General features: G+C 49.3%; 33 protein-coding genes and 1 pseudogene. 30 read left to right on the forward strand and 4 right to left on the reverse strand.

Annotated features, from left to right (window positions below):
* The first annotated feature begins 41 nt into the window (after window positions 1-41).
* On the forward strand, window positions 42-179 hold the full coding sequence (locus tag R2I50_RS03850) for a hypothetical protein (protein WP_316607788.1): 138 nt from the start codon (window positions 42-44) through the stop codon (window positions 177-179).
* A gap of 34 nt (window positions 180-213) precedes the next feature.
* Here the strand turns inward: R2I50_RS03850 and R2I50_RS03855 are convergent, their stop codons facing one another.
* The 4 genes and pseudogenes from R2I50_RS03855 to R2I50_RS03865 all read right to left on the reverse strand — a co-directional run bounded on the left by R2I50_RS03855 (window position 214) and on the right by R2I50_RS03865 (window position 1,617).
* A complete protein-coding gene (locus R2I50_RS03855; protein WP_316607789.1) occupies window positions 214-768 on the reverse strand; it encodes a hypothetical protein in 555 nt (184 codons plus the stop codon).
* 11 nt (window positions 769-779) lie between these two features.
* Window positions 780-953 (reverse strand): annotated as a pseudogene (locus R2I50_RS10115) (DUF4041 domain-containing protein); the annotation flags it as partial.
* A gap of 47 nt (window positions 954-1,000) precedes the next feature.
* On the reverse strand, window positions 1,001-1,207 hold the full coding sequence (locus R2I50_RS03860) for a hypothetical protein (RefSeq protein WP_316607790.1): 207 nt from the start codon (window positions 1,205-1,207) through the stop codon (window positions 1,001-1,003).
* Window positions 1,208-1,239: 32 nt separating this feature from the next.
* Window positions 1,240-1,617, reverse strand: coding sequence for a helix-turn-helix transcriptional regulator (locus R2I50_RS03865; protein WP_316607791.1), 378 nt, complete (start codon window positions 1,615-1,617; stop codon window positions 1,240-1,242).
* Window positions 1,618-1,786: 169 nt separating this feature from the next.
* On the opposite strand from R2I50_RS03865, the gene R2I50_RS03870 reads away from it, so the two are divergent.
* The 29 genes from R2I50_RS03870 (at window position 1,787) to R2I50_RS04010 (ending at window position 18,197) form a co-directional block, all read left to right on the forward strand.
* Entirely contained in the window at window positions 1,787-1,993 is a 207-nt protein-coding gene (locus R2I50_RS03870) for a hypothetical protein (protein WP_316607792.1), read from the forward strand.
* A gap of 53 nt (window positions 1,994-2,046) precedes the next feature.
* Window positions 2,047-2,247, forward strand: a complete 201-nt coding sequence (locus R2I50_RS03875) for a hypothetical protein (RefSeq protein ID WP_316607793.1) — start codon at window positions 2,047-2,049, stop codon at window positions 2,245-2,247.
* Window positions 2,248-2,529: 282 nt separating this feature from the next.
* A complete protein-coding gene (locus tag R2I50_RS03880; protein WP_316607794.1) occupies window positions 2,530-2,721 on the forward strand; it encodes a hypothetical protein in 192 nt (63 codons plus the stop codon).
* 35 nt (window positions 2,722-2,756) lie between these two features.
* Entirely contained in the window at window positions 2,757-3,179 is a 423-nt protein-coding gene (locus R2I50_RS03885) for a pentapeptide repeat-containing protein (RefSeq protein WP_316607795.1), read from the forward strand.
* A complete protein-coding gene (locus tag R2I50_RS03890; protein WP_316607796.1) occupies window positions 3,176-3,448 on the forward strand; it encodes a hypothetical protein in 273 nt (90 codons plus the stop codon). The genes R2I50_RS03885 and R2I50_RS03890 overlap by 4 nt, the downstream gene beginning before the upstream one ends.
* Before the next feature lie 220 nt (window positions 3,449-3,668).
* The gene (locus tag R2I50_RS03895) at window positions 3,669-3,971 is read left to right on the forward strand and encodes a hypothetical protein (RefSeq protein WP_316607797.1); all 303 of its coding nucleotides are present in this window, start codon (window positions 3,669-3,671) and stop codon (window positions 3,969-3,971) included.
* Window positions 3,968-4,357, forward strand: a complete 390-nt coding sequence (locus tag R2I50_RS03900) for a hypothetical protein (RefSeq protein WP_316607798.1) — start codon at window positions 3,968-3,970, stop codon at window positions 4,355-4,357. The genes R2I50_RS03895 and R2I50_RS03900 overlap by 4 nt, the downstream gene beginning before the upstream one ends.
* A complete protein-coding gene (locus R2I50_RS03905) occupies window positions 4,323-4,526 on the forward strand; it encodes a helix-turn-helix transcriptional regulator (RefSeq protein WP_316607799.1) in 204 nt (67 codons plus the stop codon). The genes R2I50_RS03900 and R2I50_RS03905 overlap by 35 nt, the downstream gene beginning before the upstream one ends.
* Window positions 4,523-4,666 (forward strand): hypothetical protein, encoded by a 144-nt coding sequence (locus R2I50_RS03910; protein ID WP_316607800.1) that lies wholly within the window; start codon window positions 4,523-4,525, stop codon window positions 4,664-4,666. Before R2I50_RS03905 ends, R2I50_RS03910 begins: the two co-directional genes overlap by 4 nt.
* Before the next feature lie 87 nt (window positions 4,667-4,753).
* Complete coding sequence (locus tag R2I50_RS03915) at window positions 4,754-5,176, forward strand: hypothetical protein (RefSeq protein WP_316607801.1); 423 nt, start codon at window positions 4,754-4,756, stop codon at window positions 5,174-5,176.
* On the forward strand, window positions 5,173-6,456 hold the full coding sequence (locus tag R2I50_RS03920) for an AAA family ATPase (protein WP_316607802.1): 1,284 nt from the start codon (window positions 5,173-5,175) through the stop codon (window positions 6,454-6,456). Before R2I50_RS03915 ends, R2I50_RS03920 begins: the two co-directional genes overlap by 4 nt.
* The gene (locus tag R2I50_RS03925; RefSeq protein WP_316607803.1) at window positions 6,456-7,505 is read left to right on the forward strand and encodes an ATP-binding protein; all 1,050 of its coding nucleotides are present in this window, start codon (window positions 6,456-6,458) and stop codon (window positions 7,503-7,505) included. The genes R2I50_RS03920 and R2I50_RS03925 overlap by 1 nt, the downstream gene beginning before the upstream one ends.
* Before the next feature lie 2 nt (window positions 7,506-7,507).
* Window positions 7,508-8,065, forward strand: a complete 558-nt coding sequence (locus tag R2I50_RS03930; protein WP_316607804.1) for a DUF669 domain-containing protein — start codon at window positions 7,508-7,510, stop codon at window positions 8,063-8,065.
* The gene (locus R2I50_RS03935) at window positions 8,065-9,678 is read left to right on the forward strand and encodes a DEAD/DEAH box helicase (RefSeq protein WP_316607805.1); all 1,614 of its coding nucleotides are present in this window, start codon (window positions 8,065-8,067) and stop codon (window positions 9,676-9,678) included. Before R2I50_RS03930 ends, R2I50_RS03935 begins: the two co-directional genes overlap by 1 nt.
* Window positions 9,665-11,911: an AAA family ATPase gene (locus R2I50_RS03940; RefSeq protein ID WP_316607806.1), complete on the forward strand. Its 2,247-nt coding sequence runs from the start codon at window positions 9,665-9,667 to the stop codon at window positions 11,909-11,911. The genes R2I50_RS03935 and R2I50_RS03940 overlap by 14 nt, the downstream gene beginning before the upstream one ends.
* 236 nt (window positions 11,912-12,147) lie before the next feature.
* Entirely contained in the window at window positions 12,148-12,561 is a 414-nt protein-coding gene (locus R2I50_RS03945) for a RusA family crossover junction endodeoxyribonuclease (protein WP_316607807.1), read from the forward strand.
* Window positions 12,551-12,736, forward strand: coding sequence for a hypothetical protein (locus R2I50_RS03950; RefSeq protein WP_316607809.1), 186 nt, complete (start codon window positions 12,551-12,553; stop codon window positions 12,734-12,736). Before R2I50_RS03945 ends, R2I50_RS03950 begins: the two co-directional genes overlap by 11 nt.
* A 14-nt stretch (window positions 12,737-12,750) precedes the next feature.
* The gene (locus R2I50_RS03955) at window positions 12,751-12,900 is read left to right on the forward strand and encodes a DUF3789 domain-containing protein (protein WP_316607810.1); all 150 of its coding nucleotides are present in this window, start codon (window positions 12,751-12,753) and stop codon (window positions 12,898-12,900) included.
* Window positions 12,901-13,048: 148 nt separating this feature from the next.
* Window positions 13,049-13,291, forward strand: a complete 243-nt coding sequence (locus tag R2I50_RS03960) for a Lar family restriction alleviation protein (RefSeq protein ID WP_316607811.1) — start codon at window positions 13,049-13,051, stop codon at window positions 13,289-13,291.
* Window positions 13,260-13,709: a hypothetical protein gene (locus R2I50_RS03965; protein WP_316607812.1), complete on the forward strand. Its 450-nt coding sequence runs from the start codon at window positions 13,260-13,262 to the stop codon at window positions 13,707-13,709. Before R2I50_RS03960 ends, R2I50_RS03965 begins: the two co-directional genes overlap by 32 nt.
* Window positions 13,693-14,061, forward strand: a complete 369-nt coding sequence (locus R2I50_RS03970) for a hypothetical protein (RefSeq protein ID WP_316607813.1) — start codon at window positions 13,693-13,695, stop codon at window positions 14,059-14,061. Before R2I50_RS03965 ends, R2I50_RS03970 begins: the two co-directional genes overlap by 17 nt.
* A gap of 2 nt (window positions 14,062-14,063) precedes the next feature.
* Window positions 14,064-14,273 (forward strand): hypothetical protein, encoded by a 210-nt coding sequence (locus R2I50_RS03975; RefSeq protein ID WP_316607814.1) that lies wholly within the window; start codon window positions 14,064-14,066, stop codon window positions 14,271-14,273.
* Window positions 14,263-14,595: a hypothetical protein gene (locus R2I50_RS03980; RefSeq protein WP_316607815.1), complete on the forward strand. Its 333-nt coding sequence runs from the start codon at window positions 14,263-14,265 to the stop codon at window positions 14,593-14,595. Before R2I50_RS03975 ends, R2I50_RS03980 begins: the two co-directional genes overlap by 11 nt.
* Window positions 14,596-14,599: 4 nt before the next feature.
* Complete coding sequence (locus R2I50_RS03985) at window positions 14,600-14,731, forward strand: hypothetical protein (protein ID WP_316607816.1); 132 nt, start codon at window positions 14,600-14,602, stop codon at window positions 14,729-14,731.
* A gap of 7 nt (window positions 14,732-14,738) precedes the next feature.
* A complete protein-coding gene (locus tag R2I50_RS03990) occupies window positions 14,739-14,942 on the forward strand; it encodes a hypothetical protein (protein WP_316607817.1) in 204 nt (67 codons plus the stop codon).
* A gap of 46 nt (window positions 14,943-14,988) precedes the next feature.
* On the forward strand, window positions 14,989-15,309 hold the full coding sequence (locus R2I50_RS03995; protein ID WP_316607818.1) for a hypothetical protein: 321 nt from the start codon (window positions 14,989-14,991) through the stop codon (window positions 15,307-15,309).
* A 152-nt stretch (window positions 15,310-15,461) separates the two neighbouring features.
* Window positions 15,462-15,842: an HNH endonuclease gene (locus R2I50_RS04000; RefSeq protein ID WP_316607821.1), complete on the forward strand. Its 381-nt coding sequence runs from the start codon at window positions 15,462-15,464 to the stop codon at window positions 15,840-15,842.
* A 110-nt stretch (window positions 15,843-15,952) separates the two neighbouring features.
* The gene (locus R2I50_RS04005) at window positions 15,953-16,474 is read left to right on the forward strand and encodes a phage terminase small subunit P27 family (protein WP_316607822.1); all 522 of its coding nucleotides are present in this window, start codon (window positions 15,953-15,955) and stop codon (window positions 16,472-16,474) included.
* A 4-nt stretch (window positions 16,475-16,478) separates the two neighbouring features.
* Entirely contained in the window at window positions 16,479-18,197 is a 1,719-nt protein-coding gene (locus tag R2I50_RS04010; protein ID WP_316607823.1) for a terminase TerL endonuclease subunit, read from the forward strand.
* Window position 18,198: the final 1 nt, after the last annotated feature.

The raw sequence follows: 18,198 nt of genomic DNA on the forward strand, positions 1-18,198 counted from the left end.
AATTTGAGTTGTTATTTCACTTCTTTTGTGTTCAACTTTGAATGATTGGTGTTCAAGTTTTCCCGATCGGCGGCGAGCTGCTTCATGAGCTCCAGCGTCTGCCGTTTCTCCTCGTCCGTCATGAGCCGGTAGCTGATCAACAGCTCGATCTCCTTGCCGGTCAGATCGCGGAGGGTTAGATCTTCTGTACTTGTCTGAGTATTATTTTCAATATCAATTCGTCTTTGCTTCGGTAACAATTGTTGTTTCATTACTGCTTACACTACTCACCTGATTAGTGTTATTCTTCTCTGATAATCCACCGAGGAATCCGAACACGAGATATAACACCCATGCTGCTATGATAATACCGTACTTCACACCCTTTTTCATGTTGTCTTTTTTCAGAAGGATCAGCGTAAGGGGAAGAGGGAAGATGAAGATCCAGCCGAGCACCCACAGCCATGTCTTTCGCTTAGGCTTTACAGGCTGAGGGGCAACATATACAGGAGTAGGGGCGACCGGAGCTGCCGGAGCGGTCCTTACCGTGTTTTGTTTGCTCGGAATGTAGCCGCAGGTGGGACATGCCGCCGTATAATATTTGGTATTGCATACAGGACAGGTGCGTTCGGCTTGACCGGCTTTTACGCCGCAATGAGGACAGTGGACGCCTTCGGAAAATTCAGTGCCGCAGTTGTTACACTTATACTTGAAAGAGTTAGCTCCGCAGGATACACACTGCAAAGCGTCGTCTTTATTTGCTGCACCGCAAAACTCACATATTTTCATTATCTGTCTCCTTATAGATTTTCTTTGATTTTTATCGTCTCGCGATATTGCTCTGCAGGAGCAAAACGAGAAAACTCTACTGTCTTGTCATAATTCTGCTTAACGACGGATTCTATTTCGTCTAAGGTAACATGAAAGAACTCCCTACGGGGATTCACCATATTAACTTTACGGTTTTCAAACGCTCTATGTAAAGCGGCTTATAATGCGGGGGCATTGTCGGAGAAAATCATCATCCCGCATCTCGTTCATTGTCTGCGACAGGGCTGCTGTCATAGAAGTGACCGAGGTTGATGTGTTTCATTTCGTGATTATATACTTGTTGCTGCTGCTCATAAGATAATCGGGCGTTTATATAGATGTTGTAGTTTCCGTCCTCGTCCAGTACCGTAACGCCCGGCACGGTTAAGTCAATGATCCTGACAATAATATCTTCCATTCGCTTTTCCTTCCTTGTGATCTATAAATAGCTTATTCGTTATTACCTTTCAATGCCTCGATGATCTTGACGGTCTTTTCGACATCCTCCTTGGATGTGCCCTTTAATGTCTTGAACAGCATCTTCATTTCAGGGCGGGTTTTGAGTTCTTCCAGATACTCTTGGAGCTCGTCATCTTCGGGAGCAGGGGGAGTATCATCCCATCCGAGAATATATTCCGCTTTTACATTCAATGCTTCTGCAATAGTTTGGATAGCATCAACAGGTATCTTTGCTGTTACTCCGTTAGCGTAACGTTGAAGGGAAGAACGCGAAATTCCGGTTTTCTTTTCAAGCTGTTCATAAGTATATCCGGAACCCTCTATACATTCTTTCAACCTTTTTATGACTTCTTGTACACTATATGGCATTTTGACACCTCTTTTTCATCGGTTTACTAAAATATATCACATGAATCTCAAAAATGCAATAGGAAATCAAAAATATTTTTGATTTTATCTCAAAAAAGGGTTGACAGTTTGAAACGGATGATATATAATCAATTTATCTCAAAAATGAGATAGAAAAGAGGTGAATAGCATGGTTAACACAAAGGAATTAAAAGCTGAGATGGTGAGAGCAGGCTATACCAATGATAGCTTGGCGAAGGAAATAGGTATGACTCCGACCACTTTCGGGCGTAAAGCAAATAACGAAGGAAAATTTGATATTATCGAGGCTAATTCGATATGTCTTGTCCTTGGTATTACTGATAATGCCCGCAAGAGTCTTATTTTTTTGGCTTAGCTATCTCAAAAATGAGATAAACAAACCCAAATCAGCATAGGAAGGAGGAGCGTATGGAAATCAAATCAATTCATATTGATTTTGAGAAGAATCTATTAGAGATCAACGGCAAAGCTGTTAATAAACCAACGGTCGTACACCTTCCGTCTGACACTCCCGGGTGGTACAATTCAAAGCTGCTCGCTTCACCGGAAGGGTTGAAACCAAGGGCATACGACCGAATCAAGGTGGTATTCAAGAGTGATCAACAATAATAAGCCTTGATGAATCTGACACCATCCTGAGATATATAACCTACTTCTGTGATGAAATGTCCGTCGATTGTTTGAGTAACAATGTCGGAGATATCCGGATTGGCGTTTGAGGGAATGCCGATCAATAAATAATCTCCGTGACCGTCCGAACATTCCACATAATAGGTGTCATATCCGTTAATTGTAACAGGTTTACAGTCAGGCACGTTTTTCACCTCCCTTCGGCGCTATTGTAGCACCTCAAAGGGAGAAAGGCAATACACACATTAGGAGGAAGAACACATGGCTACACTGAAAATTATTGACCGTAAGGACAAGTTTCTGATCGAGGTCGACGGCTCCAAGGTGCCGTATGTGACGACCTACGAGCTGACCCGCAAGCCCTGCGGGAGCGTACTGCTCCACATGGCTCTCGCTATGAGCGAGGTCGAGGTCGAAATAGAGAGCGATCAGATCGCGACAACATCACGATAATTCAATTTAATTCATCATGAGAAGGAGGACAACCCATGACCGGAGAACAACTGGATTCGATTCTTGAACAGCATAAAAAATGGCTGAATGACGAAGAAGGCGGCATACGTGCCAACCTGAGCGGCGCCGACCTGACTGGTGCCAATCTGAGAGATGCCTGCCTGAGCCGTGCCGACCTGAGCGGCGCCGACATGAGATTTGCTGACCTGTTCCGTGCCGACCTGAGCGGCGCCAACCTCGACTATTCTTGTCTGCCCTTATGGTGCGGATTGCTGAGAGCTCAGTTTGATGACAAGCAGATCATTCAATTTGTTTATCATACCGTTAAAGCCGGGCTCAACAGCCCGAATGTTTCGGAAAATGTTAAGAAAGAGCTGCGGAAGCTCATCGGACTTGCAAACCGTTTTCACAGAGTCGACGAGTGCGGGAGGATTAAAATTCAGGAGGTGAGAGGATGAAGAAGCTGATCGCGCTGATCGCGGCGGTTCTGATGATTGTAAGCATGCTGACAGCGTGCGGCGAGAACCCTACCGAGAACCCTGCCGCCGATGATGAGGCATCAAAGGAGCGTATCTTTGAGATGATTGAAGGCAAGGCTGGATGGTCTTTATATGCCATATGTTATTGCAAAGACACCAAAGTTATGTATTCCATATCTCATTCCGGCGTCCTGACCCTGCTCGTCAATCCCGACGGCTCGCCGATGATCTATCACGGCGACGAATAACAATCAAATATCTCCGGCGTCAGGCGAGCGCGTCGCTCGTCCTCGGCCGCCTGCCATGCGGCTGACCCCCAATATCCTTGAACATTCGAAAATACTCCTGTTATTTTATTGTGCGCTGATTCTAAGCGGGCGGCGCGTTCACCTGACGTCGGAGGCTAAAGGTTGCATAGTTCTATGCAACTATTCATAAATTCATATCCATTAGTGGAAGGAGGACAACATGAGAACCGAAACCGTGACCCGACCGAAGGTCGTGTCAATGATGACTGCGTTCAACATCTACTATGAACATTATGAGCTTGATTCAGCTCAGATCAAGGAACTGTTCGGATGCAGTGCTAGCACAGCGACAAAGCTGAAAAAAGCCGCTCGCCGCTACCAGGAGACGCAAGGTGTTATGACCTTCTCCGATACGACCGTCAATACCAAATGTGCCTATGAGGCATGGGGTATCGACATCGCCGACATCGAGAGGCGAGTTCGACGATATCAGAAAATCAAAAAGGAGATGACAACAGAATGAAACACAGTACAATCCAGTTTCTCGCGGCGCTAATTTGTTTTGAGGCGGGCGTGACCGCCCAGCTGACCAAGATCTGGGTGCTCGCGATCCTGATGTATCTGGCGACGGTGATCTTTGCCGTCAAGCTGATGTTCGAAAACAATACCCGGGAGGATAAGATCATTCGGAATCAGGATAAGATCCAGAGAGATCTGAGCGCCCTCTACGACTATCTCGAACACAATCATATCATGACCGCCGACGAGATCAAGGCCGTCACCGAGCAGAAGGACAAGCCCCGCGGCAACATCCGCCCCGGCAGCCGTCCATCCATTGAATACATGAATCTGAGAGTAGAACAGGAGGTAAACCATGACTCTGGGTCAGAAAATAAAGAGTCTGCGTGAGAGCAGAGGGCTGTCGATGGACAATCTATCAAAAATAGCTGATTTCGAGAAATCAAGGCTATGTTATTGGGAAAATGACAAGTGTCAACCGAATATCTATCACACCAAAAAGCTTGCCGAAGCGTTTAATATCACCATCGACGATCTGCTGGAAGGAGTTGATCTGTGATGCCGACATGGGTCAGGGTGCTGCTTACCGTAGCGGCAGGCGCATGGATGATCGGCTGGATTATCGTCATCGGCCGCCTCGCCGTGAAGTTCACCGCCGAGCAGATGGGCGATGATGAAGGCAAAGAAAAAGCCGACTGAGGTGCTGGCACACCACAATCGGCAGATGAAAACATCTTACTTTAAGTATAGACAGACCCCGACGGTTTGTCAAGGAGGAAATACAATATGAAATTGTTCGTTGATATTACTATGGACGTCATAAAGCCGTTCCAAATAAAAGCCAGCCGAAAAAGAATCAAAGAAACTCACAATACAAAATCCAGTGATGTTTCTATTTACGAAACTACCCAAGGAAGCGCTAAAAATATCGGAATCAATATTGATATCCGCAAATCTGAGTTCCTTGATTATGCAAACATAAATATATACGAGGCTTTCGGTAAACTCTTTTTTGAGTTGCCTACCACGTTTTCTGATGATTCATACAGATTGTCAATTAACAGATCCAATTCAAAAATCTGTACCGTAAAAGTAGCAGAAAAAAACAACGTCCAGCGCCTTTTTAATTATAGAGGAGAGTGGCGACTCAGCGAAGTTTATGACAACCTTGGAACACAATCAAGAGTCTATATTTTGGAGGAAGTATGAGTATCAAAATTAACGGATTTGAAATTGAAAACGTCAAGCGTGTCAAGACGGTGGCTTATGAGCCGTCGCAGTCGGGCTTGACGATCATCGGAGGGAAGAACGGCCAGGGAAAAACCTCTGTGCTGGATTCCATCGCATGGGCGCTCGGAGGCGGCAAATTCGCCCCGTCTCAGCCGCAGCGAGTCGGCTCGACGATCCCTCCGCATCTCTGCGTGAAACTCAGCAACGGTATTATCGTCGAGCGCAAGGGCAAGAACAGCGATTTGAAGGTCATCGACCCGAGCGGCAATAAGGGCGGTCAGGCGCTGCTTGACAGCTTCATCGATCAGCTCGCGCTGAACCTTCCGCGGTTCATGAACGCCAACAATAAAGAAAAGGCCGACACGCTCTTGAAGATCATTGGCGTCGGCGACGAGCTGTACAAGCTCGAAGACGAGGAGCAGCGGCTCTATAACGAGCGCCGCTATATCGGTCAGATCGCCGATCGTAAAAAGAAGTATGCCGCTGAGATGGCGGAGTACCCTGATGTACCTGACGAGCCTGTTTCCGCCGCGAAGCTGATCAGACAGCAGCAGGAGATCCTTGCCCGTAACGGCGAGAACGAGCGCATCCGACGTCAGCGCGCGCAGATCGAGAGCGAGTACATTCATGCGCGCGAGGAGTTGCAGAGAGCCCAACTCGCTTTTGAGGAAGCTGAGCGGCGGTACAACACCTCTGTCAAATCGGCGGAGGAGCTGATCGACGAGAGCACCGAGGAGCTCGAGCGCAATATCCGCGATATCGAAGCGCTGAATGTGAAAATCCGTGCCAACCTCGACAAGAGCAAGGCGGAAGATGAAGCAAAAATGTATTCTGACCAGTACATCGATCTAACTATCAAGATCGAGAAAGTGCGCGACAAACGCATGGCGCTCCTTGACAACGCCAATCTTCCGCTGGAGGGGCTGTCCGTTGAGGATAAGGAGCTTACCTATAAGGGCTACAAGTGGGATAACATGAGCGGCTCAGAGCAGCTCAAGGTAGCTACCGCGATTGTCCGCAAGCTCAATCCCAACTGCGGTTTTGTCCTGATGGACAAGCTCGAGCAGATGGATCTGGATACGCTGAACGAGTTCAACGACTGGCTGAAAGAAGAGGGGCTGCAGGTTATCGCGACGCGCGTATCGACCGGCGACGAGTGCAGCCTGATCATCACTGACGGATATGCCGCCGCGTCGGGTGATCCCGTAACAGCAGACCCCGAGGCGGCGCCCAAAACATGGGAGAAAGGAAAATTCTGATGAATATATCGAAAGGAAGAATCAACAGGGCTAAGAAGGTCGTGATCTACGGACCCGAGGGCATCGGTAAGAGTACCTTTGCCTCGCGGTTCCCCGATCCGCTGTTCTGCGACACCGAGGGCAGCACCTATGATCTTGATGTAGATCGACTGGATCGCCCCGACAGCGCTCAGATGATATACGAGTGCATCGATCTTGTGAAGAACCACCCCGATTTATGCGCGACCTTCGTGCTCGATACCGCCGACTGGGCGGAGAAGCTGCTCAGCAAGGCAGTATGTGCCCGTTCCAAAAAGCAGGGCATTGAAGATTTCGGATACGGTAAGGGCTATACCTATCTGATGGAGGAGTTCGGCAAGCTGTTGAACATGCTGGAAGATATCGTTGAGATCGGTATCAACGTCGTAGTCACGGCTCATGCGGAACTCAAAAAGTTTGAACAGCCCGATGAAGCCGGCGCATACGATCGTTGGAGCTTAAAGCTGACAAAGCAGAATTCGCCGCTTCTCAAAGAGTGGGCGGATGCGGTGCTGTTCATCAATTACAAAACCTATGTCGAAAAGACCGACAACAATAAGCACAAAGCCTCGGGCGGTAAGCGCGTCATGTACACTGCTCACCATCCGTGCTGGGACGCGAAAAACCGTTGGGGATTGCCTGACGAGTGCGATTTCGACTATAGCGTGATCGCGCCTTTCATCCCTGCTAAGAGTCCCTCGGCCGCTCCTTCGGCACCTACAACAAGCACCGCGCCTGTTGACGCGATCCTTGACACAGAACAGCCTCCGACCGCGCCGATGAATCATGAGCACACCGATGATCTGACCGGCGTTCCGAAGTCACTCGCTTCTCTGATGCGTGAGAACAATGTCACGGTCGAGGACATCCAGGTCGTCGTATCCCAACAGGGGTATTACCCGAGGAACACACCGATCAAAGCTTATGACCCCGACTTCATTGAAGGCTGCCTCATCGGAGCGTGGCCGCAGGTGTTTAGCAAGATCATGAGTAATAAAGATTTACCGTTTGATATGAAAGGAGACAAATAAGAATGGCAAACAACAATGTAAATGATGTCGCAATGACATGGGACGACGAGATACAGAACGACGGAGAGGGCTTCCGCGTTCTCCCCGAGGGTGAGTACGACTTCACCGTAACCGACTTTACGCGCGGCCGATTTGAGGGCAGCGCGAAGATGGCGGCGTGTCCGAAGGCTGAGTTGACGATCGCGATCCATGATCCTGACGGCGATGTGACCGTCAACGAGAATCTCTTCTTGAACAGAAAAGCCGAATGGAAGCTCTGTCAGTTCTTTATCGCGATCGGTCACCGCAAACACGGCGAGACCCTGCGTATGAACTGGAACGCCGTCAAAGGTGCAAAGGGTCGCTGTAAGGTTGGTATTCGTAAATGGACGGGCAACGACGGCAAGGAGCACGAGAACAACGAAATTACTGCCTTCCTCGAGCCGTCTGAATCACCTATGAACTACGCTACAGACCGAATCTCTGATTATACGTCCCAACCTCAGGGCGACGCCGCCTACACACAGGAGCCGCTGACGTCCGCTGCACAGACTCGTAAGTGGACAGGCGGTCAATTCTGATGGAGCTCAGACCGTACCAGGTCGAGGCGCGCGATAAGGTGAAACAGGAATGGCAGGACGGGAAGAAAAAGACACTTCTCGTCCTGCCGACAGGCACCGGAAAGACCATCGTTTTCGCGTCCGTCACCCAGGATTGTGTAGCGTCCGGCGCACGAGTGCTGATCCTTGCTCACCGCGGCGAGCTGCTCGACCAGGCATCCGATAAGATTTTTAAAACGACAGGACTGCGCTGCGCGGTCGAGAAGGCGGAACAGAGCTGTCTTTCATCCTGGTACCGCGTCATCGTCGGATCTGTCCAGACTCTCATGCGCGACAAGCGCCTCTCGAAGTTCCCGCCCGATTACTTTGAGTACATCATCATCGACGAGGCGCATCACGCCTTGTCCGACAGTTATTTAAAGATCCTCGATCACTTCAAAGACGCGAAGGTGCTCGGCGTCACCGCAACGCCCGATCGCGGCGATATGAAAAATCTGGGTACCGTTTTTGAATCCCTTGCCTACGAATATACGCTCCCGCAGGCGATCAAGGACGGGTACCTGTCGCCGATCAAGGCGGTCACGATTCCGCTAAATCTCGATCTGAGCGGCGTGTCTACGCAGGCGGGCGACTTCAAAGCCTCCGACATCGACACCGCGCTTGACCCGTATCTGTATCAGATCGCCGATGAAATGCAGAGCTACTGTAAGGATCGCAAGACGGTAGTATTCCTGCCACTGATCAAAACATCAAAGAAATTCACTGAGATTCTCAACGGCAAGGGATTTCACGCCGCCGAGATCAACGGCAACAGCTCCGACAGAGAAGAAGTGCTTGCTGATTTTGCCGCGGACAAGTACAACGTGCTTTGTAACTCCATGCTTTTGACTGAAGGGTGGGATTGTCCGTCGGTCGACTGCGTCATCGTACTCCGACCAACTAAGGTGCGATCGTTGTATTGTCAGATGGTCGGTCGCGGTACCCGATTAAGCGAGGGGAAAGACCACCTTCTCTTGCTCGATTTTCTCTGGCATACCGAGCGTCACGAGCTATGCCGCCCGGCAAGCCTGATCTGCACCTCGGACGAGGTCGCGAAGAAGATGACCGAGAAGCTTGCCGAGAATGCCGGCAGCGCTATGGATATTGAAGAAGCAGCCGAATCCGCAGAGAAGGACGTCGTCGCCGAGCGTGAAGCAGCGCTCGCCAAGCAGCTCGCCGAGATGAAGCACCGCAAGCGCAAGCTCGTCGATCCGCTGCAGTTCGAGATGTCGATCTGTGCAGAGGATCTTTCCGGTTACGTTCCCGCCTTCGGGTGGGAGATGGGACCGCCGTCTGATCAGCAACGTGAGGCCCTCGAGCATTACGGCATCTTTCCCGACGAAATCGATAATGCAGGCAAAGCAAAGCTTCTGCTCGACCGACTGAGCAAGCGCTGCGATAACGGCTTGACGACGCCGAAACAAATCCGTTTTCTCGAGAACAAAGGATTTCAGCACGTCGGTACCTGGCTGTTTGATCAGGCAAGCAATCTGATCAACCGCATCGCCGCCAACCAGTGGCGCGTACCGCGCAGTATCGACCCTTCAACGTATATTCCAGCTCCGCCGGAGGTGAGCTTATTTGACAGACAATAAATATATCCTTGAGCAGCTGAAATACATTGATCCTGCTCTGCTCGATTATCAGGATTGGCTATCAATCGGTATGGCGCTCAAGCACGAGGGACTCCCTTGCTCCGTATGGGATGACTGGTCACGATCGGATGCAAAGCGTTATCATCCCGGCGACTGTGAAAAGAAGTGGGCGACCTTCAACGGCAGCGGTACTCCTGTCACGGGCGGTACCATTTATCAGCTCGCGGTCGAAGGCGGCTATTCACCGTCGAAGATCCGCGACGAGGCTATGGACTGGGACGACGAGATCGCCCGTGATCCGTTGAAAGTACTTGATGGCATAGAGGTAGAACAGTTTAAAATGCCGCGGCAGTGGTCGCCGAAGGAGCAGATCATCGACTATCTCAAAGCGCTGTTTAACTCCGATGAATACGTCGGCTATGTCACCGAATCCTGGAAGAACGAGGACGGCAAGCCTTTGCCTAAAAAAGGAAGCGTTGACCGCACGGCAGGCGAACTGCTCAGTGAGCTGTACAAGCTACCTGATAACGATATCGGCGCGGTATTCGGCGACTACGATCCCGACGCAGGCGCGTGGATCCGCTTCAATCCACTTGACGGTAAGGGCGTCAAGAACGATAACGTCACCGATTACCGATACGCGCTGGTAGAATCTGACAGCGCCGATCTGAGTACGCAGAATACGATCATTCGAGAGCTGGAGCTTCCTGTCGCGGCGTTGGTCTACAGCGGCGGCAAGAGTATCCATGCGATCATTAAGGTCGAGGCTTCCAATGCCGAAGAATACCGCAAGCGCGTGCAGTATCTCTATAACGTCTGTAAGAAGAATGGGCTTGAGGTCGACAAGCAGAACAAGAACCCGTCTCGGCTGTCCCGTATGCCCGGCGTGACCCGCCGGGGCAAAAAGCAATATTTGCTGGATACCAATATCGGCAAGGAGAGCTGGGCAGAGTGGGAGGAATGGATCGAGAGCATCAATGACGATCTCCCCGATCCCGAGAGTCTCGCCGATACCTTCGATAATCTGCCTGATTTGGCGCCGCCGCTGATCGACGGGATCCTCCGTCAGGGGCACAAGATGCTGATTGCGGGACCGTCAAAAGCAGGAAAGTCATTCTCGTTGATCGAACTGACGATCGCGATTGCCGAAGGGCGCGACTGGTACGGCTATCCCTGCACGATGGGCAGGGTGTTGTATGTCAATCTCGAACTCGATAAGCCGTCCTGTCTGCACCGCTTTGCCGACGTCTACAAGGCGCATCACTGGGATCCCAATCATCTGAAACACATTGATATCTGGAACCTGCGCGGTAAGGCGACGCCGATGGACAAGCTCGCGCCGAAGCTGATACGCCGCGCGATGAAGAAGGGCTATATTGCCGTCATTATCGACCCGATCTATAAGGTGCTCACGGGTGACGAGAACAGTGCCGAGCATATGTCAAAATTCTGCAACGAGTTTGATAAGATCTGCGCGGAGCTCGGGTGCGCCGTCATCTACTGTCACCATCATTCTAAAGGCTCTCAGGGCAGTAAGAAGTCGATGGACCGCGCGTCGGGCTCCGGCGTATTTGCCCGTGATCCCGACGCCATGCTTGACCTGATCGAACTCGAGATCACCGACAGTATCCGTCAGACGTATGAAAATAAGCGCGAATGTGCCGTTTATATCGACTATATGCACCGCTTCTATGACCGTGATGATTATAGAGAGTTGGTAAGCCTTGATGATGAACAGAGCGCTTCAAGAATGCGCGATATCGCCGCAAAACAATTGCCGCCTAAATCCGTAAAGCTCGCGCGACAGGCGATCGATCAGAGCGGTCGTGAGCTCGACAAGCTCTCAGCATGGCGCATCGATATGACGCTGCGCGAGTTCCCGAAGCCGAACCCGCTGAATCTCTGGTTCGATTATCCGATCCATCGGCCGGACCGTGAAGGGATCCTCACTGACGCGCAGAGCGACGACACGCGCCCAGGGCAGAATTACCGTAAGAACTTTGGCAAGAAGCAATCCCCCGAGCAAAAAGCCGAGAGCCGCCGACAGGATTTTGAGACGCATTATTACAGTTTGAAGTCCTTCAACGAAAACGGCGTTGTTTCTTTGAAAGAATTATCTGAGCAACTCGGGAAGGCAGAAAGTACTATTCGAAAATGGGTCGAAAACGATCTCAGCGACAGATTTCGTATTGTCAAAGGCAATGTCGAAGAATTCTCAAAATCGATAGAATAACCGAAAATGAGAAAAACGAGAAAAATTATCATAATCGGTAAAATTCTCGAAAACGAGAAAATTTCTCAAAATCGATAGTTCTCGAAAACGAGAAAATTTCTCAAAATCGATAGAATAACCGAAAATGAGAAAAATTCTCAAACCCTATATATATTTTATATATATAAAACGGGGTATGACACTCCCCGTTTTTATAGTCAAAAATATTCTCGCGCACACGCGCGGAAGGAGCACACATGAAAATCGAATTCTTTTTACCGATGATACCGCCGTCGCATACCTATCAGCAGGGCAGCCGAACCGCCGTCCGTAAAGGTAAGGTGATCCGATATCAGGATGAACAGCTCAGAGACGTCAAGGCGAAATTTACCGCTTACCTGGGCAAGCATATTCCCGAACGTCAGATGGTCGGTGCAATTCGATTGGTCACCAAATGGTGCTACCCGATCATAGGAAACCATCGCAACGGCGAGTATAAGACGTCGAAGCCCGATACCGAGAACAGCCTCAAGCTGTTCAAGGACGTGATGACTGAACTGAACTACTGGATCGATGACGCACAGGTCGCCTCTGAGATCACCGAGAAGTTCTGGGCGGACATTCCGGGCATCTTCGTCAGTGTTGAGGAGCTGCCATCGAATGGATATTAACCGCGTCAAATACAACCTCAATCAGACAGTCATTCACAACGGCGCGAAGTACATCTTCATTGGCTGCACCTTACGCCTGAGCGACGACGGCTTCTACTATGAAGCAATTCTCAGAGACACCCGAGCACTAAACAGTGAGCTTGTTTGCTTACTGAAAGATATTCACGAGATTTAAAGGAGGAAGATATCATGATATCAATTGATCTGAAAGTTCTGATTATCGGCGCAATCTCCATCTTCATCATCGGAGGCTGCATCGGACTCATCACCATGGCACTGATGAACATGGCGAAGGAAGCTGATAAGCATTACGGGAAGGATAAGGAGGACAGGAAGTGACACAATATGACAGAATCAGAAATATGACGGTTGAGGAGATAGCAGAGACTTTAAGATATAGTAATATATGTCCTCCGAATGGAAATTGCAACGACCATACCTCTTGCAAGTCATGCTGGCTCGACTATTTTAATCAGGAGGTGGAAGAATGACCAAACTGAAACCGTGTCCCTTTTGCGGAGGGGAAGCAAGATTTGTTATCAGTTCGCATGAAAACAGCGATACAACACGGTGGCATAAAGTAATGTGTGAAGAATGGGAGTGTGGTGCTTCTTTAGGCACTGCTTTAAGCGGGTGGTCGCCCGATTATAATGAACAAGTTGAAGAATTAAAGCAGCGATGGAACAGGAGGACAAACAATGAGCAACAAAAACAAGAACATAACGCTTGAAAGCCTTTGCGGCATTCATCTGTTACAAGGATTTGAATTAACGGAGCAAAATATCAAAAGATATGGTTCTTTATGCAAGTGTAATGTAGTCAAATTCATGCTTGATGGAATTACATACATTGCGATAGAAGACCCAGATGATGGCTATCGCAGTTATTGTGAAGAAATCAAAGTATCCTCTGAAAAGCCAAAATACTCTATCCCAGATTGCGAAGTTTTGTGCGCAATGAAGCCAAGTAGCGATGGCGAAGATGAACATGATGTTTTGATTGGTATTGATACGCACACAGGACTTATTGTTTTTGAGATAGGGACTATGTATGTAAATGATTTTTATCCGTATTGCCATTTTGAATATCATCCCGAAAATATGTTTTGCAACGAGCAAAGGAGGACAAACAATGAGCATACTGATTAAGGGCATGGAAATGCCGAAACACGCGATAAAAAACGGCACAGATGATACTTTATATCGGAGCTGCGTTATTGTTCACCCTGACGGTACGGCTGAACTGATCTTAGACAGTACATTTGCCGATATGTTTGGTTTTGAGCATAACTTGAATCGTTTTCCTCTTGTCGAAATCCCTTCGCCTCACGGCGATCTGATTGATAAAGATGTACTCCTTAAAGAGTACGAATCTAATCCGGAAGACGATCAGAAAATGAAAAACATAAACCTCGAATGTTATAATTTGATGACAGATATAGTAGGCATGGTCACAGAAAACATTAATGAAATGCCTATCATCATAGGAGCGGAGGAGTGAATATGATAAACATCACAAAAGATTCTGTTCACAAAGCGATTTGTAATTTGCCTGATGAGCAGAAACAAACACTTGCAATGAACTGCGCTCATTATGGTGTAACGCCAGAGAGTATTGAAAATCTGGTTACAGGGATGTTGAAATGCGTTGAGCCGCTTATAAACAGAACTGTGGAAAACCTAAAGTATTGGAGTGATGATAATGCCGATTGAGAAAAAATCTTTATCTAATTTTTTTGTTGGCGGTATTGATCAGCCGATCGAACTTGTCGACGAAATTCCTACTATTGAGGCCTTTTTTGAGGACGACGAAGATTTTGACGGATTCATCGATCGCCTTCAATCGTGCCAATCTGTCACGATTTCTTCTATCGTTCTGCCGAAATCCGCATACAAGAAGATTTTTGGTGTGGAATACAAATACTTCAATAAGCGGTTTTCTCGTCTGGTTGCTCATTTAGCGCGGTTCGGTAAGAACCGCAGAATAAAGAAAAAAAACATAAAGAGAGCCTTTGGCAGATTTACAGGGAGGTGACTGAATGACCTTTACCATACCGCCGTTCTGGTGCGGCGTGATTGCGACGGTGCTGGGCGAGTTTATCGCTCTTGTCACCTACGCCGTCGTTAAAATCGTCAAAAATAAGCGGAATTCAACCTTTCGCAGAAAGTGAGATAAGCATGGCTGACTATTTGGTGTTCTTAACAGACTGTCGATTCTCAAAAATCGAAGCTGATGATTTTGAATACTCAGCGGAAAATAATTGCCTTTGGTTTGAGAAAAACAAACATAATATCGCTTTTTTTAATACACAACAAATATTAGGATTTAAAAAAGTTGAAGAACCGGATGAAGTTCCGATCTTCAAAAACATGGGTATTTAAAATGACTCTCAGTGAATTGAAATCACTTCGAAAGAGAATAGACCGTTTGAGAAGTAAGAGAGTGTGGCTGCGCTCCAATGCTCAGAATACTACACCGTCATTGTCGGGAATGCCGTCGGGCGGCGGCGATTCGGACAAGCTCGGGACGGCTGTCGCTCAAATCGCGGATATTGACGCCGAGATCAGTGCATTGGCCGCAGAGTATAACGCGCACGTCAAGCGCCTGTCAAGCGATGTGTTTGAGGAATATTGTATCCTCTTACATATCATCAGAGGGATGACATGGAGAAGAATTGCGTTCGAAGTGACAGAAAGAGCCGATACTGCGGATAGTATAAGAATGAGATGCTATCGGTATAAGTGGTAAAATATGTTCGTTTGTTCACTTTTAGTATGTTATTATTAGAATTGACATAGCAAGGAGCTATGAATTATCCTTATATTCTGTCTTCCTTTTGAGAATGATGTCGCAGAGCAGTCGCTGATGAGGCGGCTGCTTTGCGTTATACGGAGATTTCTATGCTGATGAAGAACTGCCCGAAGTGCAGACAGTTGATGCCTTACGGGAAGAAGTACTGCCCGAAGTGTACAGAACTCGTTGAACAGGAGCGGGAACAGCGCAAGACTATGGCCGCGCGGCAATACGACCGTCGGCGCGATCAGAAATATATTCGATTCTACCATTCAAAGCCGTGGAAGCTGCTCAGTGCAAAGCGCCTGTCAGTCGACAAGTTCTGTGCCTTTTGCGGTAAGCCTGCCGTAGAGGTCGACCATATCATTGAGATCCAGACACCCGAAGGCTGGGCGCTGCGGCTCGACTGGAACAATACGCGATCACTCTGCCATAAATGCCACGATAAGCGGCACAATCGTTTTCAGCCGAAAGACAGAAAGGGGTAGGGTGGTCTGAAAAGTTTTGAAGATTAAGGCGTGCAACGTCGCCTTGGTCTGTTTTGTGCAAAAAACTCCCCGATGAAGTTCCTATTTTAGAATAAAGGAGGCGTGATAGTATGCCGAATCCGAAACAACCCATTCAGCTGATCCAGGCGAAGGGCAAAAAGCACCTGACAAAGGGCGAGATTGAGGAGCGCACACGCTCCGAAGTTCAACCGAATACGGATAATATCAAGCCTCCGAAGTATTTGACGCCGCCTCAGAAGAAGCGGTTCCGCGCTATCGTAAAGGATTTGATCGAGCTCGGAATCATGGGGAACACCGACTGCGACGCGCTGGCTCGGTATATCATCGCCGAGGATATGTACATCAAGATCACCGATAAGCTCACGGAAGCGATGGAAAGCTCCGATCTGTACCTTGATATGGACGATTTTGATGTTGATGAATACATGGGAGCTTTGAAAGCTGTCGGAAAATATGCCGGTTTGCAGGATAAGTATTTCAAGCAGTGCCGCGCGGCGGCGAACGATCTCGGGCTGTCGATCTCTGCCCGGTGCCGTCTTGTGGTACCGAAAGCGCCGGCTGAAAAGCCGAAGAATAAATTCGATAAATTCCAAACATCGCAGGTCGGGTGATTGAATGACCGATCGCGTGACCGAATACGCCAGGGCGGTCGTCGCGGGCAAGGTTCCCTACGTCGGTAGGCTTCATTTTCTCGCCTGTCGGCGCCACCTGCGGGATCTCGAGCGTCAGGGTGCGGAGGATTTTCCGTATCGCTGGAGTGTTGAAGCAGCTGACAATATCCTGAATTTTGCCGAGACGCTGACCATCGGCGAGGGCTTTGAGAAGAAGCCCGTTAAGCTGATCGGCTCTCAGGTGTTCGATCTCGGCTGTACCTTCGGCTGGCTGCGAACCGACAACGGCTTCCGCCGATTCCGACGCCGTTACAAAAGCGTCGCCCGTCAGAACGGCAAGAGCTTTGAGAATGGCATCATGGGTCCGTATATCGCGGCGTTCGGCGGCTACAAGGAAGGCAAGCTGTTCACCGTCGCGACCAAGCGAAGGCAGGCGAAGATCGTGTGGGATGAGATGCGGAAGTTTATCCAATCCGACGCCGACCTTGCCGCTTTCTTCTCGATCAAGGACTATAAGACGACCATCACCGCCGAAAATACCGGCTGTACGATTGAGGCGTTGAGCAAAGAGAGCGGACTGGATGATGGTTTCCGCGCCATTTTCGCGAGTATTGATGAGCTGCACCAGCACAAGGACGGCAGCGTATACCAAGCCCTGTGGAAGGGCACCCGCAGCCTGCCTGAGACCTTGCTCTCCGTCATCACGACCCGCGGCAAGAATCAACATAGCTACTGCAAGGAGTTTGACCGCTTCTGCATCTCTATCCTCGAGGGCACTGTGTCCGCCGAGGATTTTTTTGTCGATATTTTCTGTCCGGATGAGGGCGACGATATCTACGATATCAATAACGCGCTCAAGGCGAATCCGCTGTTTGTCGGAGATCCCGACAAGATCGAGCAGCTCCGCATCGAAGCCGAAACCGCGAAGAATATGGGCGGTATGGAGCGCGTCGAATACACAGCGAAGTCAGTCAATCTCTGGACGACCGCGGACGACGCGAACTACGTCAATGCGGATGACCTGCACGCCTGTTTGACCGAGAAGACACTCGAAAACTTCCGCGGCGCGGATTGCTGGGTCGGTCTCGACCTCTCAGGAGGCGGCGATCTGACCAGCTGGGCGGCGGAGTTCCGGGACGGTGATCAGCAGTTCTTCCACTCCCACAGCTATATGCCGCTCGGCCGCCTGCAGGAGCATATTCAAAGTGACTTCGCTCCCTATGACCTGTGGCAGCAGCAGGAGTTGATTACCGCTACCGGCGGGGCGGAGAGCTTCAAAAACGATTATAAATTCATCATCCGAGATCTCAAACGGATGAAAGAAGAATACAACCTTAACATTCGTGCGATCGGCGTCGATCCGCATAACGCGGACGGAATCCTCGAGGATCTCGACGAGCTGACGCCGAAGGTCATCATCGTCACCCAGAGCGCCCGCAACCTCAGCGATACGACGGTCGACCTCAAGCTCAGCGTCCGCGAGCACAAGGCACAGTTCAATCGTAACAATGAGCTGCTGGTCTACAGCTTCGAGAACGCAGTTGAGACGAAGAATTCCTTCAATGAACTGAAAATCGACAAGCGCGACTCGCTGCGCGGCAACCGCATCGACCCTGTGGACGCCTGCATCGACGCACACTTCTGCTATATGCAGGACAAGGGCGAGGAGCCTGTTAACCATGACGATGCGATGACTGATTATCTAACAGAGATGGGATGGTAAA

The sequence above is a fragment of the uncultured Ruminococcus sp. genome (assembly GCA_902785355.1).
Classification (GTDB): domain Bacteria; phylum Bacillota; class Clostridia; order Oscillospirales; family Acutalibacteraceae; genus Ruminococcoides.

Coding starts and splice junctions, on each gene's coding strand:
- R2I50_RS03975 (WP_316607814.1), top strand. CDS start 14,064: ATGATAAACATCACAAAAGATTCTGTTCACAAAGCGATTTGTAATTTG.
- R2I50_RS03985 (WP_316607816.1), top strand. CDS start 14,600: ATGACCTTTACCATACCGCCGTTCTGGTGCGGCGTGATTGCGACGGTG.
- R2I50_RS03990 (WP_316607817.1), top strand. CDS start 14,739: ATGGCTGACTATTTGGTGTTCTTAACAGACTGTCGATTCTCAAAAATC.
- R2I50_RS04005 (WP_316607822.1), top strand. CDS start 15,953: ATGCCGAATCCGAAACAACCCATTCAGCTGATCCAGGCGAAGGGCAAA.
- R2I50_RS04010 (WP_316607823.1), top strand. CDS start 16,479: ATGACCGATCGCGTGACCGAATACGCCAGGGCGGTCGTCGCGGGCAAG.
- R2I50_RS03895 (WP_316607797.1), top strand. CDS start 3,669: ATGAGAACCGAAACCGTGACCCGACCGAAGGTCGTGTCAATGATGACT.
- R2I50_RS03970 (WP_316607813.1), top strand. CDS start 13,693: ATGAGCATACTGATTAAGGGCATGGAAATGCCGAAACACGCGATAAAA.
- R2I50_RS03890 (WP_316607796.1), top strand. CDS start 3,176: ATGAAGAAGCTGATCGCGCTGATCGCGGCGGTTCTGATGATTGTAAGC.
- R2I50_RS03915 (WP_316607801.1), top strand. CDS start 4,754: ATGAAATTGTTCGTTGATATTACTATGGACGTCATAAAGCCGTTCCAA.
- R2I50_RS03865 (WP_316607791.1), bottom strand. CDS start 1,617: ATGCCATATAGTGTACAAGAAGTCATAAAAAGGTTGAAAGAATGTATA.
- R2I50_RS03860 (WP_316607790.1), bottom strand. CDS start 1,207: ATGGAAGATATTATTGTCAGGATCATTGACTTAACCGTGCCGGGCGTT.
- R2I50_RS03950 (WP_316607809.1), top strand. CDS start 12,551: ATGGATATTAACCGCGTCAAATACAACCTCAATCAGACAGTCATTCAC.
- R2I50_RS03885 (WP_316607795.1), top strand. CDS start 2,757: ATGACCGGAGAACAACTGGATTCGATTCTTGAACAGCATAAAAAATGG.
- R2I50_RS03920 (WP_316607802.1), top strand. CDS start 5,173: ATGAGTATCAAAATTAACGGATTTGAAATTGAAAACGTCAAGCGTGTC.
- R2I50_RS03935 (WP_316607805.1), top strand. CDS start 8,065: ATGGAGCTCAGACCGTACCAGGTCGAGGCGCGCGATAAGGTGAAACAG.
- R2I50_RS03965 (WP_316607812.1), top strand. CDS start 13,260: ATGAGCAACAAAAACAAGAACATAACGCTTGAAAGCCTTTGCGGCATT.
- R2I50_RS03905 (WP_316607799.1), top strand. CDS start 4,323: ATGACTCTGGGTCAGAAAATAAAGAGTCTGCGTGAGAGCAGAGGGCTG.
- R2I50_RS03980 (WP_316607815.1), top strand. CDS start 14,263: ATGCCGATTGAGAAAAAATCTTTATCTAATTTTTTTGTTGGCGGTATT.
- R2I50_RS03850 (WP_316607788.1), top strand. CDS start 42: ATGATTGGTGTTCAAGTTTTCCCGATCGGCGGCGAGCTGCTTCATGAG.
- R2I50_RS03870 (WP_316607792.1), top strand. CDS start 1,787: ATGGTTAACACAAAGGAATTAAAAGCTGAGATGGTGAGAGCAGGCTAT.
- R2I50_RS03875 (WP_316607793.1), top strand. CDS start 2,047: ATGGAAATCAAATCAATTCATATTGATTTTGAGAAGAATCTATTAGAG.
- R2I50_RS03945 (WP_316607807.1), top strand. CDS start 12,148: ATGAAAATCGAATTCTTTTTACCGATGATACCGCCGTCGCATACCTAT.
- R2I50_RS03930 (WP_316607804.1), top strand. CDS start 7,508: ATGGCAAACAACAATGTAAATGATGTCGCAATGACATGGGACGACGAG.
- R2I50_RS03960 (WP_316607811.1), top strand. CDS start 13,049: ATGACCAAACTGAAACCGTGTCCCTTTTGCGGAGGGGAAGCAAGATTT.
- R2I50_RS04000 (WP_316607821.1), top strand. CDS start 15,462: ATGCTGATGAAGAACTGCCCGAAGTGCAGACAGTTGATGCCTTACGGG.
- R2I50_RS03900 (WP_316607798.1), top strand. CDS start 3,968: ATGAAACACAGTACAATCCAGTTTCTCGCGGCGCTAATTTGTTTTGAG.
- R2I50_RS03880 (WP_316607794.1), top strand. CDS start 2,530: ATGGCTACACTGAAAATTATTGACCGTAAGGACAAGTTTCTGATCGAG.
- R2I50_RS03955 (WP_316607810.1), top strand. CDS start 12,751: ATGATATCAATTGATCTGAAAGTTCTGATTATCGGCGCAATCTCCATC.
- R2I50_RS03855 (WP_316607789.1), bottom strand. CDS start 768: ATGAAAATATGTGAGTTTTGCGGTGCAGCAAATAAAGACGACGCTTTG.
- R2I50_RS03925 (WP_316607803.1), top strand. CDS start 6,456: ATGAATATATCGAAAGGAAGAATCAACAGGGCTAAGAAGGTCGTGATC.